The sequence below is a fragment of the Streptomyces sp. NBC_00726 genome (genome assembly GCF_045161735.1).
Classification (GTDB): Bacteria; Actinomycetota; Actinomycetes; order Streptomycetales; family Streptomycetaceae; genus Streptomyces.
In genome coordinates this window covers 4130522-4148893 of record NZ_CP108983.1, presented here as the reverse complement: position 1 = coordinate 4148893, position 18372 = coordinate 4130522, and the positions used below count along the sequence as shown (strand labels likewise).

The following is an 18372-nucleotide window of genomic DNA, read 5'->3' as shown; positions in this document are numbered from 1 at the left end:
CCTATGGCATCCGGCCCGCCGGCTGCCATGGTCGTGCTGCTTGAGCAACTGACAAGCAACGTTCCAGGCGCCCCGGGCCGACAGGCCCGGGGCGTTCCGCGTTCCGGACCCGTCCGGCCCCGGGTGCCGCATCTCACCGGGAGACCGTCATGAGCAGCACCACCAGCCCCGCGGCGAAGACCGCCGCCGAGACGACCGGCGCCCGCACCGACGAGGCCGCGTCCCTGATCGGCGACGCCCGCACCCGTATCGATTCCCTGGACGACCGGATCATCGGGCTCGTCCAGGAGCGGATGGCGGTCTCGGCGGTGATCCAGGAGGCCCGGATGACGTCGGGCGGCCGCCGGGTCAATCTGTCCCGCGAGACGGAGATCCTGGTCCGCTACCGCGAGGCACTGGGCAAGCCGGGCACCCCGCTGGCGATGACGCTGCTGGAACTGTGCCGGGGCCGGGTCTGAACGGCGCTCCCCCGCCGTATCCCAGTTCGGGCGGAGTCTCACCCGTACGGCGCGTGACCGGGTCCGGCGCGGCTTCGTTGGTCCCGGTGTCCGTGCCGGCCAGGCGCGGGTCAGGGGAACCACATGTGGCTCCGCCGGGGTGTGTGGCGTACCGCGTGTACGCCGTGGGACCACGCACCGGCGTTTGTGACCGGTCGGCAGGGGACAGCAGCCCGGTCACTCGGAGGGACCGCCAGGTCTCTCCGGGGAAACGGCCGGCTCCGGGGACGCCCGGGGCCGGCCGTTTCCGCGTGTACGGGGATCAGCGCGTCGCGCGCCGCCTGGACACCGTGAACAGGACGCCGCCCGCGAGCAGTGCGACGAGCGCCGCGCCGGACGCGGCGAGCGCGACGGTGCCGGTGGAGGCGAGGGAGCCGTCACCGGAGCCGGAGCCCGTGGTGCCGGAGCCGGAAGTGCCGCCGGTGCCGGACGAGGACGAGCCGGAGCCGTTCGTACCGCTCGTGCCGTTCGTACCGCTCGTCCCCGACGAGGACGAGCCGCCCGTGGCCGTCGAGCCGCCGTTGCCGGAACCGCCCGTCGTGGCGTCCGAGTCCTCGGCGTTGAGCACCACCGACGCCTTGTTGTTGCCGGGCTCCGGGTCGAAGGCCAGCGGGGGCGCCTGGAGGTGGGTGTTGCGGACGACGACGTCACCGGTCGCCCCGGCCTCCGCCGAGACGAGCTTCAGCCGGAACGGCAGGGCGAAGTCGGCGTCCTCCAGGACGGTCATGGGCGTGGTGCAGAAGTAGCGCGGTGCCTTCTCCTGGTTCTCGCGGTATTCGCCGGCCGCGGTCACGCCCCGGCAGATGTCCGGCTTCGAGACGACGTAGCTGCCGTGGGGCACGGTGAAGTCGACGGTGGCGACGGGCTCGCCGGAGCGGATGTAGCCGATCCAGGCGGGGCCCTTGTTGCGGAAGCCCAGGGTCACGTCGACGGTGTCGCCCGGCTTGCCCGCGGCCTGGTCGCCGTAGGCCGCGAAGTCGGCGGTGTTGGCGGTCCGGAAGTCGGCTTCCTGCTGGTTGTCCGACGGGTCCAGGTCGGCCGAGCGGGCGGCCGGGGCCTTGCGCAGGGCCAGCTTCGCGCCCTTGCCGGGGCTGAAGCGGGCGCCGGAGCGCAGCGCGGCGCGGGCGTCGGTGCCGTCCTCGCCGATCCGGTAGAGGAAGGTGTCGTAGAAGGCGCGCTCGGTGGCCCGCAAGGTGGGCGGCACTTCCAGCGTGTACGTGGCGCCGGGCTCGTAACTGCCGGGGAAGGTGCAGAGCGCGGTGGACCAGGCGCCGGGGCTGCCCATACCCAGGTCCTCCTCGCTGTACTCGCAGTTCTCGTACCGCTCGGTGAATTCCAGCCCGCGCGTGTTGCGCAGGGTGAGCAGGACGCCCTGGGCGGCGCGGGTGCCGTTGTTGGTGAAGGTGACGGGCACCGGCTGGCTGTCGCCGGGCTTGAGCTCCGTCCTCAGCGGCAGCTGCTTCATCGACAGGTCGGGCCCGCCGATCGACACCCGCGCGGTGAACGGGCGGAAGGTGACGCCGTCCGCCTCGGCGGTGACCTCGATGGTGCCTGAGTCGCCGTCCTCGCTGCCCTCGGCGGCGCTGACCTGGAGCTCGGCGAGGGTGCTCAGGCCGGGCCAGATCCCGTAGTCGTGGCAGACGGCGGTGGTCCCGGTCCGCTCGCAGTCCAGGCTGCTGTCCTTCTCGAAGGACACGTCCGCGACGCCCGCCAGCTTCCCGAGGTCGAAGCGGACGGTGTACTCGTCCCCGAAGACGCCGTTCTCCTCGTCCTCGGACGGATTGGTCACCGTGATGTCCAGGCTCGCCCGCTGCGGGGAGCCCGTGGCCGGATACGGGTGCAGGGCGGTCTCGGCGGGGCCGCCGATCGTGAACTCGGGACCGGCCGCCTGAGCGGGGCTGCTCAGCGTGAGCAGACCGCCCGCCAGCAGGCCGGCCGAGGCGACGATGCCCGCCGCACGGCGGAACGGGGTCGTGCTTCTCATCTGGGGCCTTCGGGGTCGTCGGGGGCTGTGTGACCGCTGTGGCGGCGACAGGGGGTACGACCGGGGGCGCGCGGGAAAAGTTGCCCGAAAACAGATCACGGATCGGGCACGACAAGCGGAGTGATCCACCTCACATAAGGATTTCATCAGTGCGAGGACAACCATCCGGGGGTCCGGCAGGTCATGCATGCGGAACACCGGTTGTCGGTTGTTGAACGATGGACCGGTTACAGCGTGAGGGGCTGCACTGGGAGGGGGGTGCAGCCCCTTCTGCTGTTCCCCGGGGCCTGTCCTGGCTTTTACGCCTTCCCCTTCGGCGGCACCGCCGGCATCCCCAGGAACGGCAGCCGGAGCGCGCCGAACGCCTCCTTCGGGACCGCCGGCGCCTGCGGCTCCACCGCCGCCAGCCGCTCGTACGCCTCACCCTGCGCCGGGCGCCGGTCCGGCTCGCCCTTGTTCGGCCAGAACGACATCGCGCGCTCCGCCTGGGCGGTGATCGTCAGCGACGGGTTGACGCCGAGGTTCGCGGAGACCGCGGAGCCGTCGACCACCGAGATGCCCGGGTGCCCGAAGAGCCGGTGGTACGGGTCGATGACGCCCTCCTCCGCGGTGGCGCCGATCGGGCAGCCGCCGAGGAAGTGGGCGGTGAGCGGGGTGCCCATCAGCTCACCGATGTTGGACCCGGGGAAGCCGTTGATCTCCTCGGCGAGCAGGGTCGCGCTCTGCGTCGCCTCGGCGATCTGCGTGGGGTTGGGCGCGCCGTGGCCCTGGCGGGCGGTGAGCAGGCCCTTGCCGATGCCGCCCGGCTTGCGGTAGGCGGTCAGGGAGTTGTCGAGCGACTGCATGACGAGCCCGATGATGACGCGCTCCGACCAGCGCCGGTTGGAGAGCGAGCGGACGGCGATCGTGGGGTGCTTGACCAGATTGCCGAACCAGGCGCGGACCCGGTGGGCGCTGTAGGGGACCTGGACGATGGTCATGCCGCCCATGGCGTTGGAGCCCTTGCCGTAGCGGACGGGCTCGATGTGGGTGTTGGCGTCCGGGTGGATGGACGAGGTGATGGCGACGCCCTTGGTGAAGTCGGGCTTCGTACCGTGCTTCTTGCGGTAGCGCCGGTCGGAGGTCTGGGCGCCGACCAGCCCCTCGGAGTTGGTACGGGTCAGCTCCCCGAGCCGCGCGGAGAGCCGGGGCAGCAGTCCCTTGTCCTTCATGGTGTGCAGCAGGGTCTGGGTGCCGTACGTGCCCGCCGCGACGACCACCTTCCGGGCGCGCAGGTCCGTGGGCTTCGCCTTCCGGCGGCGGTCGGTGGGCACGGTGGCGACGCGGTAGCCGCCCTCCGGGTGCTCGGTGACGCCGACGACGGAGGTCATGGGGTGGATGACCGCGCCGGCCTTCTCGGCGAGGTGGAGGTAGTTCTCGTTGAGGGTGTTCTTCGCGCCGTGCCGGCAGCCGGTCATGCACTCGCCGCACTCGGTGCACGCCTTGCGCGCCGGGCCCGCCCCGCCGAAGTACGGGTCCGCGACCGTCCCGCCGGGCTTGGCGCGCGCGGCGCCGTCCGCGTCCCGGCCGTCGCCGAAGAAGACGCCGACCGGGGCGAGGTGGAAGGTGTCGCCGACGCCCATGGCCTCGGCGGTCGCCTTGAGGTGGACGTCGGAGGGGGTCGTCGTGGGGTTGAGCCGGACCCCGAGCATCCGCTTGGCCTGGTCGTAGTACGGCTTCAGCTCGTCCTGCCAGTCCGTGATGTGCGCCCACTGCCGGTCCTCGAAGAACGGGGCGGGCGGCACGTACAGCGTGTTGGCGTAGTTCAGCGAGCCGCCGCCCACCCCGGCGCCGGCCAGCACCATCACCTTGCCGAGCAGGTGCACGCGCTGGATGCCGAAGAGGCCGAGGGCGGGCGCCCAGAGGTAGTTCCTCAGGTCCCAGGAGTTCTTCGGCAGGGTGCCCGGGGTGAAGCGGCGCCCCGCCTCCAGGACGCCGACCCGGTATCCCTTCTCGGTCAGCCGCAGCGCCGAGACCGCACCGCCGAAGCCGGACCCGACGACGATCACGTCGTAGTCGTACGCGGCGTCATCGGCCGCACCGGCCGGCCGGTCCTGATTCTGGGCAGGGCTGTCCTGGGACATGGCACTCCTCGATACGAAAAGGACAGAAAAGGACAGAAGTGGTACGAGGGGGTCGGCGGGCTCAGCGCAGGCGGAACGCCTTCATCGCCTTCAGGCTGCGGGTCATGAACGCGGCGTACTTCTCGTCGTCCATCCCGAAGGACGGGGCGAGCGGGATCAGCCGCTGCTGGGCGACGGTCTGGGCCTCGGTGTACTTCAGGATGCCCTCGGAGCCGTGGCGCCGGCCGAGACCGGAGTCCTTCATGCCGCCCATCGGGGACTGCACGCTGCCGTACGCGGGGGCGTACCCCTCGTTGATGTTGACGGTGCCGGTGCGCAGCCGGGCGGCGACGCGGTGGCCGCGCCGGGAGTCCTTGGTCCAGACACTGGAGTTCAGGCCGTACGGGGTGGCGTTGGCCAGGTCCACGACCTCGTCCTCGTCGCGGAAGCGGTAGATCGAGACGACCGGGCCGAAGGTCTCCTCGGCGCACACGGCCATGGGCGCCTCGACGCCGTCCAGGATTGTCGGCTCGTAGAAGAGCGGGCCGATGTCCGGGCGGGCGACCCCGCCGGCGACCAGCTTGGCGCCCTTCTCGACGGCCTCGGCGACATGCAGGCTGACGGTCTCCAGCTGCCGTGTCCCGACCAGCGAGCCCATGTCGGCGCCGTACGCGAGGGAGCTGCCGAGCCGCATCGCCTTGGTACGCGCGGCGAACCGCTCCACGAAGTCGTCGGCGACCGACTCGTGGACGTACAGCCGCTCGATGGAGATGCAGAGCTGTCCGGCCGAGGAGAAGCAGGCGCGGACGGCGCCGGCGGCGGCCTTCTCCACGTCGGCGTCGGCCAGGACCAGCATGGCGTTCTTGCCGCCGAGCTCCAGCGAGACCCCGACGAGCCGGGCGGCCGCGCCCTGGGCGACCTCGCGGCCGGTGCGGGTGGAGCCGGTGAAGGAGACGTAGTCGGCGTGCTTGACGACCTCCGGGCCGACGACCGGTCCGTCGCCGATGACGACCTGGAAGACCTCGGCCGGGAGCCCCGCCTCGATCAGCAGGTCGCGGGCCCACAGGGCGGTCAGCGCGGTCTCGGTGTCGGGCTTCATCACCACGGCGTTGCCGGAGACGAAGGCGGGCAGCGCGTCGCCGACGGACAGCTCCAGCGGGTAGTTCCAGGGAGCGATCTGGCCGACGACACCGCGCGGCTGACGGAGCTCGGTGACCTTGGTGAGCGCCGGCACGACCCCGGTGTGCCGCTTCGGCTTCAGATACGCGGCCGCCCTGCGGCCGTAGTGCCGGGCGGCGACGGCGACCGCCTGGACCTCCTCGTGGGCGTGGAGGCGGGCCTTGCCGGTCTCCAGCTGGACGAGGTCGAGGACTTCGGACTGACGGTCCATGAGCAGGTCGTGGAAGCGCAGCAGCACCGCGGCCCTGGCCCGGACCGGCAGGGCGGCCCAGGCGGGCTGGGCGGCGCGGGCGTGCGCGAAGGCGGCGGCCACGTCCTCGGGGGTGGACTCCGGCAGGTCGGCCAGCTTCTCGCCGGTGAACGGCGTGTGGTTGGCGGTGCGGCCGGAGCCGGTGACCCCGCGCGTCAGCCGGGCGACGACCTCCGGCGTCACGACATCGGCGGCCGTGCGCACGCCCGCGGGGGCGGCGGCCACGGGGTTGGTGCCGGCCGTGGCGGCGGCGGGGGACGTGGGGGCCTGCGAGTCCGTCATGAGGGCGAGAGTACGTCGGCGGAAGGGCTTTGGGTACCCGTGGGTAACACCTTTTCACCGTCTCTCCCGGAGTCCCGCCACAGCCTCGCCAACTCAGCCAGTGATCACTGGCGGCATAAGCCCTGATCAGGGGCTATGGCCCGGCGGACTACTGCTCGGCCGGGGGCCGCCAGCTGCGGAGGATCGCGTTGAACCGGTCGCGGGTGTCGTCCCAGTCGTCCGCCGGGCCCGTCATGTACAGCGCGTACTCCGGGCCGCCGTCCCGCGCGAGGTACATCTGGTCGATCGCGTGCCGCGCCTCGCCGTTCTTCTCGGTCCAGGTGAACTCCCAGACGGACCCGATGTGATCGCGGTAGACGTTGCTGTTCAGCTCGATCCGCTCGTAGTCGGGCAGCCGGGTGCTCAGCTGCTCCTCCAGACCGATCATGTGGTCGTAGGGGTGGTCGTAGTCGGGGGACGCGTCGGAGCTGACCCGGAGGTAGTGCACACCGTCATCGGGGGTGTAGTCGATGTTGTTGTCGGTGACCACGCGCTTCCAGCCCTCCGGCAGCAGCACGCTGAACCCGGACGGGTCCACGACGCGCCGCCACCCGTCCGGCACGTCCTGCCTCACGGTGTCCGAGGGGCTCGGTGTGGGCGTCGGGGTCGGCGTCGGCGTGACCGGCCCCGGGGTACGGGTGCCGTGCGCGGCCGTGCCGCCGTCCGTGCCGCCGGCCGCCTCGGTGCGGTGCGCGTACATCATCGCGGCGGTGGCCGCGCCGCCGCCGATCACCGCGGCCAGGGCGACGACCAGGACCCTGATACGCCACCGGCTGCGGCGGGGCGCCGGGGCGGGGGCCGGGACCGGCTGCACGGCGGGCCCGGGCTGGGGCAGCACCGCGGTGCCGCCGCGCAGCATGTCCCCGGAGACCTGCTGCGTCGGGACGAACGCCTGGGCGGCCCGGGGCGAGCGGCCCTCCATGGCTTCCAGGAGCATCCGCTCGGTCTCGGCGGCCGACGGGCGGTCCGCCGGCTCCTTGCGCAGCAGCGCGGTGATGACGGGGGCGAGCGGCCCGGCCCGGCCGGGCGGCGGCGGTTCCTCGGTGACGACGGCCTGCATGGTCGATATGGGGGACGTCCGGCGGAACGGCGAGCGCCCCTCGACGGCCGTGTACAGCGTGGCGCCCAGGGACCAGAGGTCGGAGGCGGGGCCGGGGTCGCCGCCGCGTACCCGCTCGGGCGCCAGATAGTCGATGGAGCCGACGAGTTCACCGGTCCTGGTGATGGTGGAGTCGCCCTCGATCGCGGCGATCCCGAAGTCGGTGAGCAGCACCCGGCCGTCCCGGGCGAGCAGCACGTTGCCCGGCTTCACGTCCCGGTGCAGCACCCCGGCCCCGTGCGCGGCGCGCAGCGCGCCCAGCACGTGCAGCCCTATCCGGGCGGCCTCGCGGGCCTCGATCTCACCGCCGGACTCCTTCGCCCGGTCGGCGAGCGACGGCCCGTCCACGTACTGCATGACGATCCACGGCCGGTTGTCGTACTCGACCACGTCATGGACGGTGACGACGCCGGGGTGGGTGATCCGGGCGGCCGCGCGGGCCTCCTTCTGGGTCCGGGCGTGCAGCACGACCCGGTCCGACTCGGCCACGTAAAGACCGGCGGTCAGCTCCTTGACGGCGACCGTGCGGTGCAGCACCTCGTCGTGGGCGCGCCACACCTTGCCCATGCCGCCGCGTCCGAGGACCTCGCCCAGCCGGTACCTCCCGGCCAGCAGCAGCCCCGCTTCCGTGCCCTGTGATCGATCCACCTGTGTCCCCGCCCCCGTTGCTTCGGAAGACAGGTTACGGAGGGGACGCGCGGCCACGGAACCTCGCATCGCCCACGAGACCGCACTGTGATGCGAATCCCGTGCGTCAGCCCGTCACACGGTAGGAGACGCTGGCCTGTTGGTAGATCTCGGTGATCCGGTCGCGCTCGTCCTCGGGGCCGATGACCTGGAGGATGTGGTACCGCCCGCCGACGAGCATGACGAGGTTACGGACGTACACCTCGCGGCCGTTGGCGTCCTGCCAGGTGAACTGGCCCTCGGCCATGGCCTGTCGGCCGACGTCCGTACGCCGCAGCCCGCTCGCCGACGACCAGCTGGAATCCCGGAACGGCTTCAGCTCCGGCTCCTTGTCCCGCTGGTAGTCGAGCGGGTCGCTGCCGTTGGCCTTGGCGGTGTCGCGGCCGGGGACGATGAGCACGCTGAACCCGTCGCTGCCGTAGCGGATCTGACGCTCCGCGTTGGCGGGGCTGCGCTGCCAGCCCTTGGGCAGCCCGACCTCGAAGCCCTCGGCGTCCTTGCGCAGGGTGTACCCGGGCGCGAGCGCTGCGGCGGACCGGCTGGTCTGCGGCTTCTGCGCCCCGGAGGAGGCGGGCGCGGACGGCTTCCCGGACGCGCCCGTCGTCGGTTCGGGCGTCGTGGCGGCGGGTGGTGCGGACGCGGTACGGGAGGGGGCGGGCCCGGCCCCCTTGTCGTCCTCGCCGGACCCGGGCAGGAACAGCACGGCGTACGCGATGGCCGCGACGAGCGCCAGCATGATGAGGACGAGCAGCGTCCGGCCGAGCCGGCGCGGCTGGTCGCCCTCGCGCAGCGCGCGGGGTTCCCGTGGCGCGCGGGGCTCGCGGGACGGCTTCAGGCGTGGCTCGTGGTGGGTGACGGCGGTGCGGTCCACGGCGTCCCGGTTCTGCCGGTGCCGGGCGTGCGTCCCTCCGCCGCGCTTGGCGCGCCGCTTACGGACGAGCTCGCCGCGCCTGCGGACGACGGGGAGCCGGGTGGCGTCCTCGGCGGGCAGCGGCACGATGTCGAATCCGGCCTCCGGCTCCGGCGCCGACCGTACGAGGGAGCGCAGCCAGCCGCTCAGCTCCTCCACATCGGGCCGTTCGGTGGGGTCCTGCCTGAGCAGCGACTCCACGACCGGGCGCAGCGGCCCGCACTCCTCGGCGAAGGCGGGCGGTTCGCCGCACACCATCTGGACCAGCTCGGCCGCGCTGTCCTCGGGGTAGGGCGCGTGCCCCTGGACGGCGCGGAAGAGCAGTGCGCCGAGGGCCCACAGGTCGGTGGCGGGCCCGATGGGCGGCGCCAGCTGCCAGTTGCCGTGCACCGGCCCGGCCTGCTCCGGCGCCCACCGCTCGGTGACCGCGCCGACGACGGTGATCCGCGCCTGCCGCGCCCGCTCGGCGGCGAGCGCGGTGGCGGGCCCGCGGTACCCGGCCGCGCCGGGGGTCCCGGGGTCCTCGTCGCCCCAGCGGTCCGCGGGGGCGTCGGGGCTCGGGGCGTCGGGGCCGTGGCCGGGCGCCCCGGGGGTGTACGCGTCCCGGTCCGGCGGGGGCAGTTCGGCGCGGGCGCCCGGGGGTGTGCCGCGCCGGGCGGCGTCGGCGCGCAGCGCGTCGCGGGAGCCGCCCGCGGGCACGGGGCGCCCGGCGGCGGGCCCGTCGTCCCAGGTGCCGGCGAGGTGGAGACGGCGCGGCGCCGGACCGTCGTCCTCCCCGTCGTCGTAGGGGTGGGCGTCGTACGCCCCCGACGCGTCCGGGTCCCGCACCCAGCCCCCGGGCAGCTGCGGCAGCTCGGGACGCGGCCGGTCGGGGGCAGCGCCGTACACGTCGTCGCCGTACGCATCGTCCCCGTAAGCGTCACCCCGCCCCGGCGGCAGGGCGCTCCACGGCTCGGCGGTGTCCTCGTCCCGGGGGCGGCCCGGCGCGCCGGGGCCCGACGGTGCGGTGTCCCGCGCCCACTCGTCCCGGTCCGGGGGCGCCTCCCGGCGGGCGGCGGCGCGGGTACCGGCCCGGTACGCGGCGATCGCCCCGGCCCGGGCACGCGCGGCGCTGTCCGCCCCGGCGGCGGGCAGGGGCAACCCGGCGGGCGGCACCGGCCGGGAGGCGGGGTCCTCGGCGGAGCCGTCCTCGGAGTCCTCCTCGGAGTCGTACGGGCGGCCGGACTCTATCGCCGCCGGCCCCCGGGAGGCGGGCAGCAGGCCGGTGGGCGGGATGTACGGGCCGGTGGGGGCGGTCTCGACGGCGGGGCCGCCGAAGCCCTCCTCGGCCGGCTCCTCGTCGTCGGGGCTCGGCACCGGGCTGTAGCCGCACAGCGCCTCCTCGGCCGCCCCGGCGGCGAGGCCGGTGAGGACGACGCGCCCGTCGTCGCAGACGAGCACCGTGCGTACGGTGATGTTGCGGTGGGTCCAGCCATGCGCGTGCAGCACGCGCAGCGCGGTCAGCACGTCGGAGCCGATCTCGGCGGCCCGGTAGGGATTCAGCGGGCGCTCCGCGAGCAGCGCGGCGAGCGGGCGGGACGCCACGAGTTCGCTCACTATCCAGAGCGAGCCCGCCTCCGCGAACACGTCGAAGACCTGGTCCAGGCGCGGATGGTCGGGCACCTGGGCCGCCGCCTGGGCGGCCTCGATGGCGCGCCGCACGGCCGGGTCGGCGGGCCGCCGGGCGGTGCTCGGCGCGGCGGACGTCCGGCCGTCGCCCTCCACGAACTCCGCGTCCACGATCTCGGGCAGCGGCACCTGACGGACCAGGACCTCCTGCCCGCTGTAGGTGTCGAAGGCCCGTGTCTCCACGAGTTCGTACGCGTCGGACGGGGGCAGCGGAAGGCGGTAGCGGTCGGCGAGCACCCGACCCGCGTAGTCGTCCACGACGCCTCCCCAGAGCGCGCTGTCCCCCGGTCACGGAGACCGCGCCGAATCGGTCAATCGCAGTCGCTCGCGGTGCAATTGACTGCGTGTTCCGGCTGCGTACGGTCTCCGGACTCTCACCATACGTGGCAAGTGGCGACCGCGCGGCAGGGTCCGCGCAACCGGCGGCGCGGCCGCCCCGAATCCCGCCGCCGGCTCAGTCGACCGGCTTGAACGAGGCGAACGCCGCCTTCCGCAGCGCCCGGCACTCCTTGCCGTCCCACTCGTCGGCCTTGCAGCTGATCATGATCGCGTAGCCGTGGCTGCCGTCGGCCTTGAAGCCCCGGTTGAGCACCCGGACCCGCTGCCCCTGCTGCGTACGCTCGAACTGCCAGTCGGCGACGGTCGGATAGCCGTTGTACGACACCTTCTTGATGCCCAGGTGGTGGTACTTCGTGCTGGTGGCGGCGACCCCGCCCCGGGCGGAGTTCCACGAGGCGGCGGCGTCTTTCCCGGGCGAGGAGGTGTAGTCGACCTGGAGACGGGGAAAGCCGCCGCCCTCGTTGTAGATCGCACCGGCGCCCTGGCCGGAGTTGGTGTCGAAGCTGAAGCCCTCGGGCATCGCGATGGAGAAGTGGAACCGCTTGTTGGTCACCGTGCGGTAGCCGGCGGGCACGGCGTCCTCGGTCCTGCCGTCCTTCTTGCCGTCCTCGCCCTGCTCACCGGCCGCGTCGTCGTCCTCGCCCTTGTCCTGACCCTTGTCCTCGCCCTGGCCGGTGTCCCGCTCCTTGCCGCTGTCGCCCTGGGCGGCGTCGGAGGAGCCGGACGGGGCGTCGGCGCTCGGCGCCCCGGCGGGGGCGGAGGCGCCGGTGTTCTTCCCGCCGGAGTCGTCGGGCTTGTCGTCGCCCCCGCCGAGGGTGAGCGCCAGCACCGTGCCGAGGACCGCGAGCACGATGACGGCCGCGATGATCGCGAGGGTGCGGCGCGGGACCACGTCCGTGAGGGACGCCCGGGGCGCGGTGACCGGCGAGGAGGCCGGGCGCTGCGGCGGCACGGTCCCGGAGGGGGACGCGGCGCCGGGTGCGGCGGCCGGGCGGGCCGGGACGGGCGGTGCGGCGACGGGGGCGGCGGCCGCCGCACCGGCGGCGGGCGTCCTGGCGTTGCGCACGGAGCGCAGCGCGCCGCGCAGCCGGTCCCTGGCGCCCTCGCCCGTGTCACCGGACGCGGGCCCGGCGTCGGCGACGCCCTTGGGCAGCGCCATGACCTGGGTGGCGTCGGCGGGCGGCGGAACGGGGCGCTCCGGCTGCTCGAAGGCGCTGATGACGTCGGTGAGCAGGGCACGTGCCCCGGCGTCGTCCAGCCGCTGTTCGGGGTCCCGGGTGAGCAGCCCGTAGATGACCTCCTTCAGCGGGCCCGCGTTCTTCGGCGGGTCCAGCGGCTCGGTCATGACGGCGGTCAGGGTCGCGATGGCGGAGCCCTTGTCGTACGGCGGGGAGCCCTCGACGCTCGCGTAGAGCAGGCCGCCGAGCGACCAGAGGTCGGCGGGCGGTCCCGGTTTGTGGCCGCGTGCCCGCTCCGGCGAGATGTAGGAGGGGGCGCCGACGAGCATGCCGGTGGAGGTGACCGACGGGTCGCCCTCGACCTGGGCGATCCCGAAGTCGGTCAGCACGACCCGGCCGTCCTCGGCGATCAGCACGTTGGACGGCTTCACGTCGCGGTGCAGGATGCCCTCGCGGTGCGCGGAGCGCAGCACGTCGAGGAGGGCGAGGCCGATCTCGGCGGCCCGCTTCGGCGTCAGGACCCCGTCCTCGCGGACCGCCTCGGCCAGCGACTTGCCCTCGATGAGCTCCATGACGATCCACGGCCGGTCGTCCTCGTCCACCACGTCGTAGACGGTGACCGCGCCGTTGTTCCGGATGCGCGCGATCGCCTTTGCCTCGCGCAGCGTACGCGTGATGAGGCGGCGCTTCTCGTCGTCGTCGATGGCCGACGGGAAGCGCAGTTCCTTGACCGCGACCGTGCGGCCCAGGGTCTCGTCGACGGCACGCCAGACCGTGCCCATACCGCCCCGGCCGAGCACCTTCCCCAGCCGGTAGCGCCCCGCCAGGAGACGTCCGTCCGTGTCCCCTTGGGGCTCCCGTGCCTGCTCCGCCTCCGACATGCGTCCCCTCTGCGATCAACCCGCCCTGGCAGAGCGTTCATTGTCCCTCACCCCGGGACCGGTCCCGGTGCCGGGTCCTGATGCCGCTCCCGGCGTGGTTTCCGGCTCGGTTCCCGGAAGCGGAGTTCTGCCAGGAACCGGAGTCACAGCCGGAACCGGACTCCGGCCGGGGCGAGGTCACAGCAGCGGCACGATGTCCGGCGCCCCCAGCCTCGCCGCGTCCGCCGTCAGGTCGTCCGGCTGGCGCTGCGACTCGCGTTCCGCCTCCACCCGCTTCTCGTAGTGCTCGGTCTCCCGGTCGATGCGGCCTGCGTCCCAGCCGAGGACCGGCGCCATCAGCTCGGCGCAGAGCCGGGCGGAGCGGGTGCCCCGGTCGAAGGTCTCGATGGAGATCCGGGTGCGCCGGGTCAGTACGTCGTCCAGGTGCCGCGCGCCCTCGTGCGAGGCGGCGTACACGATCTCGGCCTTCAGGTAGTCGTCGGCGGCCGGCAGCGGTTCGCCCAGCCCGGGGTCGGAGACGATCAGCTCAAGGATCTCCTCGGTCATCGAGCCGTACCGGTTGAGCAGATGCTCCACCCGGGCGACATGGAGGCCGGTGCGGGCGGCGATCCTGGCGCGCGCGTTCCACAGGGCGCGGTAGCCCTCAGCGCCCAGCAGCGGGACGTCCTCGGTGACGCAGTCCGCGACCCGCTGGTCGAGGGCGTGCACCGCCTCGTCCACGGCGTCCTTCGCCATCACCCGGTACGTCGTGTACTTGCCGCCCGCGACGACGACGAGGCCGGGCACCGGGTGGGCGACCGTGTGCTCGCGCGACAGCTTGCTGGTGGCGTCCGACTCACCGGCCAGCAGCGGCCGCAGGCCCGCGTACACCCCCTCGACGTCGTCCCTGGTCAGGGGCGTCGACAGGACCGCGTTCACATGTTCGAGCAGATAGTCGATGTCGGCGCTGGAGGCGGCCGGGTGCGCCTTGTCCAGGTCCCAGTCGGTGTCCGTGGTGCCGACGATCCAGTGCCGGCCCCAGGGGATGACGAAGAGCACGGACTTCTCGGTGCGCAGGATGAGGCCGGTCGAGGAGTGGATGCGGTCCTTGGGGACGACCAGGTGGATGCCCTTGGAGGCCCGTACGTGGAACTGGCCGCGCTCGCCGATCAGCGACTGGGTGTCGTCCGTCCAGACCCCGGTCGCGTTGACCACCTGTTTGGCCCTGACCTCGTACGTACCGCCCGCCTCGACGTCCTCCACGCGGGCGCCGACGACCCGTTCGCCCTCCCGGAGGAAGCCGGTCACCCGCGCCCGGTTCGCCACCTGCGCGCCGTACGCGGACGCGGTGCGCACCAGGGTGGCGACATAGCGGGCGTCGTCCATCTGGGCGTCGTAGTACTGCAACGCCCCCACCAGGGCGTCCCGCTTCAGGGCCGGGGCGACGCGCAGGGCCCGGCGGCGGGAGAGATGGCGGTGCGTGGGCAGGCCCCGGCCGTGCCCGGAGGAGACCGACATCGCGTCGTACAGCGCGACCCCGGAACCGGCGTACAGCCGCTCCCAGCCCTTGTGCTGCAAGGGGTAGAGGAAGGGCACCGGCTTCACCAGATGCGGGGCGAGCCGTTCGAGCAGCAGCCCGCGCTCCTTCAGCGCCTCCCTGACCAGGGCGAAGTCCAGCATCTCCAGATAGCGCAGGCCGCCGTGGATCAGCTTGCTCGACCTGCTCGACGTGCCGGACGCCCAGTCGCGCGCCTCGACCAGACCGGTCGAGAGCCCTCTGGTGACCGCGTCCAGCGCCGTCCCGGCGCCGACCACGCCCGCTCCCACGACCAGCACGTCCAGTTCGCGCTCGGCCATGGCGGCAAGCGCCTCGGCGCGCTCCGCGGGTCCCAGTGTCGCTGTCCTCACCGCTGCCTCCCGGTTGCTCGGGGTGGTCCGGCACGGATCGCGGCCCCGACCATGCGTTCGGCGCCCGTGCCCACAGATCGATTCTGTCCGCGCCGCGCGACTTCAGCCACCGCCTGTGGACAACACCCGGACGACAAGGGCCCCGCAATGCGACATATAGGTCATATTTACGCCTAACCTGACATAGCGCTGTCCACAGCGGTTGCGCTTTCTGTCTCCTGGTCTTAAGGGAAGGACGGCCCACCCAGTGCCTGCAGACCTCGCCGTCATCGGACTCGGTCACCTCGGCCTACCCCTGGCCCAGGCCGCCGTCCACGCCGGTATCCAGACCATCGGCTACGACACCGACCCCCGGGCCTTCGCGGAGGTCGCCGCGGGCCGGGCCCCGGTCGAGGGATCGCTGCCGGCCTCCGACATCCGCCGCATGCTCTCGCTGGGCTTCCGGCCCACCACCGACCAGGCCGAGCTGGGCCGCGTCCGCACCGCCGTGATCTGCGCGCCCACCCCGCTCGGCCCCGACCGCACCCTGGACCTGAGCGCCGTCGCCGACGCGGCCCGCGCCCTGGCCGCCCGGCTGCGCCCGCACACCACCGTGCTCCTGGAGTCGGCCGTTCCGCCCGGTACGACGGAAGGCTTCCTGCTCCCGATCCTGGAGGAGGGCTCGGGCCTGCGCGGCGGGCGCGACTTCCACCTCGCGCACTCCCCCAGCCGGCTCGACCCGGGCAACCGCGCCCATGTCTACGCCAACACCCCCAAGGTCATCGGCGGCCTCACCCCCGCCTGCACCGAATCCGCCGCCGCCTTCTACGGCCGGCTCAGCGACAAGGTGGTCCGGGCCCGGGGCACCCGCGAGGCCGAGATGACAAAGGTCCTGGAGACCAACTTCCGGTACGTCAACATCGCCCTGGTCAACGAGATGGCGGTGCTCTGCCACGATCTGGGCGTCGACCTCTGGGACGTCATCCGGTGCGCCGAGACCAAGCCCTTCGGTTTCCAGCCCTTCCGCCCGGGCCCCGGCGTCGGCGGCCACGGCGCCCCGGTCGACCCGGGCCATCTCCCGTACCACCACCGCACCCCCGGCCCCCCGCTGCGGATGGTCTCGCTGGCGCAGGAGATCAACGAGCGGATGCCGCAGTACGTGATCCAGCGCTGTGCCACCCTCCTCAACGAGCACGGGAAAGCGGTGCGCGGCGCGCGCATTCTGCTGCTGGGCGTCACCTACAAGCCCGACCTCGCCGACCAGGAGGCGTCGCCCGCCCGCGAGATCGCCACCCGGCTGATGGACATGGGCGCCCAGATCGGCTTCCACGACCCGCACGTCCTGGACTGGCGCGTCCGCCAACTCCCCGTCCCCCGCGCCGATTCGCTCTACGAGGCGGCCGCCGGCGCGGACCTCACGGTGCTGCTCCAGCAACACCGTACGTACGACCTCCAGGGCCTCGCCGTGAAGGCGCAGCTGCTCCTGGACACCCGGGGCGCGACCCCCGCCGGAGCCGCCCACCGGCTGTGATGACGGGCCCTCAGCCCAGTCCCCCCAAGGATTCCGGTGGGCCGATGTCGGAACCGGCTGCTAGCCTGCGGCGTCACTCCTCGCACAGCAGTGCGTAAGACGTCCCCAGGGGGAGAACCCAGCATGAGCCAGTCCGTACCACCGCCGAACCAGCCCTACGGCGGTCAGCCCCAGGGCGGCAACCCGTTCGCCGGCCAGCAGCCCGGCGCCCCGTTCGGCGGCGGCCCCGCGCCCTTCACCCCGGCGCCTCCGGCCCGCAACAACATCGCGCTCGGTCTCGGCGCGGGCGTGGTGGCGGCGGTCGTCGGCGCGCTCGTCTACGGCCTCATCCTCGGCAACTTCGAGCACGAGATCGGCTACCTCGCCGTCGGTGTGGGCTTCCTCGTCGGCTTCGCCGCGAGCAAGCTCGGCGGCGCCAACCCGGCCCTGACCGTCGTCAGCGCCCTGCTCTCCGTCGGCGCCGTGTACATCGGTCAGCTCGCGGGCATCTCGATCGTGCTCTCGGACCTCGCGCACGAGTCGGCGACCAGCATCTTCTTCGACCACTTCAGCGCCCTCACGGACGCGTACAGCGAAGCGGCCGACTTCAAGACGTACCTCTTCCTGGCCCTCGGCGCCGTCGGTGCCGTCGCCGGTGCGCGCAAGGGCGCGTAACGCGAAAGCCCGGAGGGCCCGGACCGCGCTTGCGGTCCGGGCCCTCCGGCGTACGTACGGGAAACTCAGCGGCGGTGCTGCGAGTCCGCGACCGTCACCTCGACGCGCTGGAACTCCTTGAGGTCGCTGTAGCCCGTGGTGGCCATCGCGCGGCGCAGGGCGCCGAAGATGTTCATCGAGCCGTCCGGGGTGTGCGAGGGGCCGGTCAGGACCTCCTCGGTCGTCCCGACCGAGCCCAGGTCCACCAGCTTGCCGCGCGGCACGTCCTCGTGAACGGCCTCCATGCCCCAGTGGCGGCCGCGGCCCGGCGCGTCCGTCGCGCGGGCCAGCGGGGAGCCCATCATCACGGCGTCCGCACCGCAGGCGATGGCCTTCGGCAGGTCGCCGGACCAGCCGACGCCGCCGTCCGCGATGACGTGCACGTAACGGCCGCCGGACTCGTCCATGTAGTCGCGGCGGGCACCGGCCACGTCGGCGACGGCGGTCGCCATCGGGACCTGGATGCCGAACACGTTGCGCGTGGTGTGCGCGGCGCCGCCGCCGAAGCCGACGAGGACACCGGCCGCGCCGGTCCGCATCAGATGCAGGGCCGCGGTGTACGTGGCGCAGCCGCCGACGATCACCGGGACGTCCAGCTCGTAGATGAACTGCTTCAGATTCAGCGGCTCGGCCGCGCCCGAGACGTGCTCGGCGGAGACCGTGGTGCCCCGGATCACGAAGATGTCCACACCCGCGTCGACCACGGCCTTGGAGAACTGCGCGGTGCGCTGCGGGGAGAGCGCGGCGGCGGTGACGACGCCGGAGTCGCGCACCTCCTTGATGCGCTGCCCGATCAGCTCCTCCTGGATCGGCGCGGAGTAGATCTCCTGGAGCCGGCGGGTCGCCGTCTCGACGGGCATCTCGGCGATCTCGTCAAGGAGCGGCTGCGGGTCCTCGTGCCGCGTCCAGAGCCCCTCAAGGTTGAGGACGCCGAGGCCGCCGAGCTCGCCGATGCGGATGGCGTGCTGCGGGGACACCACGGAGTCCATGGGGGCGGCCAGGAACGGCAGCTCGAAGCGGTAGGCGTCGATCTGCCAGGCGATCGAGACCTCCTTCGGGTCGCGGGTCCGGCGGCTCGGGACGACGGCGATGTCGTCGAATGCGTATGCCCGGCGGCCGCGCTTGCCGCGCCCGATCTCGATCTCAGTCACGATGATGTGGCCTTTCCCTCTGCGTCTGCGCTGTCC

General features: G+C 73.2%; 11 protein-coding genes. 3 read left to right on the top strand and 8 right to left on the bottom strand.

Features of this window, described 5'->3' with window-relative positions; translation table 11 throughout:
* Positions 1-149 precede the first annotated feature (149 nt).
* Positions 150-458 (top strand): chorismate mutase, encoded by a 309-nt coding sequence (locus OG338_RS18700; RefSeq protein WP_405938394.1) that lies wholly within the window; start codon positions 150-152, stop codon positions 456-458.
* A gap of 301 nt (positions 459-759) precedes the next feature.
* On the opposite strand, the gene OG338_RS18695 is transcribed toward OG338_RS18700, so the two are convergent.
* The 7 genes from OG338_RS18695 to OG338_RS18665 form a co-directional block, all read right to left on the bottom strand.
* Positions 760-2481, bottom strand: coding sequence for a peptidase (locus OG338_RS18695; protein WP_405938393.1), 1722 nt, complete (start codon positions 2479-2481; stop codon positions 760-762).
* A 299-nt stretch (positions 2482-2780) separates the two neighbouring features.
* Positions 2781-4604 (bottom strand): GMC oxidoreductase, encoded by a 1824-nt coding sequence (locus OG338_RS18690; protein WP_405938392.1) that lies wholly within the window; start codon positions 4602-4604, stop codon positions 2781-2783.
* Positions 4605-4665: 61 nt separating this feature from the next.
* Positions 4666-6294: a succinic semialdehyde dehydrogenase gene (locus OG338_RS18685; RefSeq protein ID WP_405938391.1), complete on the bottom strand. Its 1629-nt coding sequence runs from the start codon at positions 6292-6294 to the stop codon at positions 4666-4668.
* 148 nt (positions 6295-6442) lie between these two features.
* Complete coding sequence (locus OG338_RS18680; protein WP_405938390.1) at positions 6443-8080, bottom strand: serine/threonine-protein kinase; 1638 nt, start codon at positions 8078-8080, stop codon at positions 6443-6445.
* Between the two features lie 106 nt (positions 8081-8186).
* Positions 8187-10955 (bottom strand): protein kinase, encoded by a 2769-nt coding sequence (locus OG338_RS18675; RefSeq protein ID WP_405938389.1) that lies wholly within the window; start codon positions 10953-10955, stop codon positions 8187-8189.
* Positions 10956-11151: 196 nt separating this feature from the next.
* Complete coding sequence (locus tag OG338_RS18670) at positions 11152-13095, bottom strand: protein kinase domain-containing protein (RefSeq protein WP_405938388.1); 1944 nt, start codon at positions 13093-13095, stop codon at positions 11152-11154.
* Positions 13096-13272: 177 nt separating this feature from the next.
* A complete protein-coding gene (locus OG338_RS18665) occupies positions 13273-14982 on the bottom strand; it encodes a glycerol-3-phosphate dehydrogenase/oxidase (RefSeq protein WP_405938387.1) in 1710 nt (569 codons plus the stop codon).
* Between the two features lie 247 nt (positions 14983-15229).
* On the opposite strand from OG338_RS18665, the gene OG338_RS18660 reads away from it, so the two are divergent.
* A complete protein-coding gene (locus OG338_RS18660) occupies positions 15230-16492 on the top strand; it encodes a nucleotide sugar dehydrogenase (RefSeq protein ID WP_405938386.1) in 1263 nt (420 codons plus the stop codon).
* A 123-nt stretch (positions 16493-16615) separates the two neighbouring features.
* Positions 16616-17146 carry a hypothetical protein gene (locus tag OG338_RS18655; RefSeq protein WP_405938385.1) on the top strand — a complete coding sequence of 177 codons (531 nt, stop codon included), beginning with the start codon at positions 16616-16618 and terminating at the stop codon, positions 17144-17146.
* Positions 17147-17211: 65 nt separating this feature from the next.
* Here OG338_RS18655 and OG338_RS18650 read toward each other — a convergent pair whose 3' ends face one another.
* Positions 17212-18336 carry a GuaB3 family IMP dehydrogenase-related protein gene (locus OG338_RS18650; RefSeq protein ID WP_018101158.1) on the bottom strand — a complete coding sequence of 375 codons (1125 nt, stop codon included), beginning with the start codon at positions 18334-18336 and terminating at the stop codon, positions 17212-17214.
* Positions 18337-18372 lie beyond the last annotated feature (36 nt).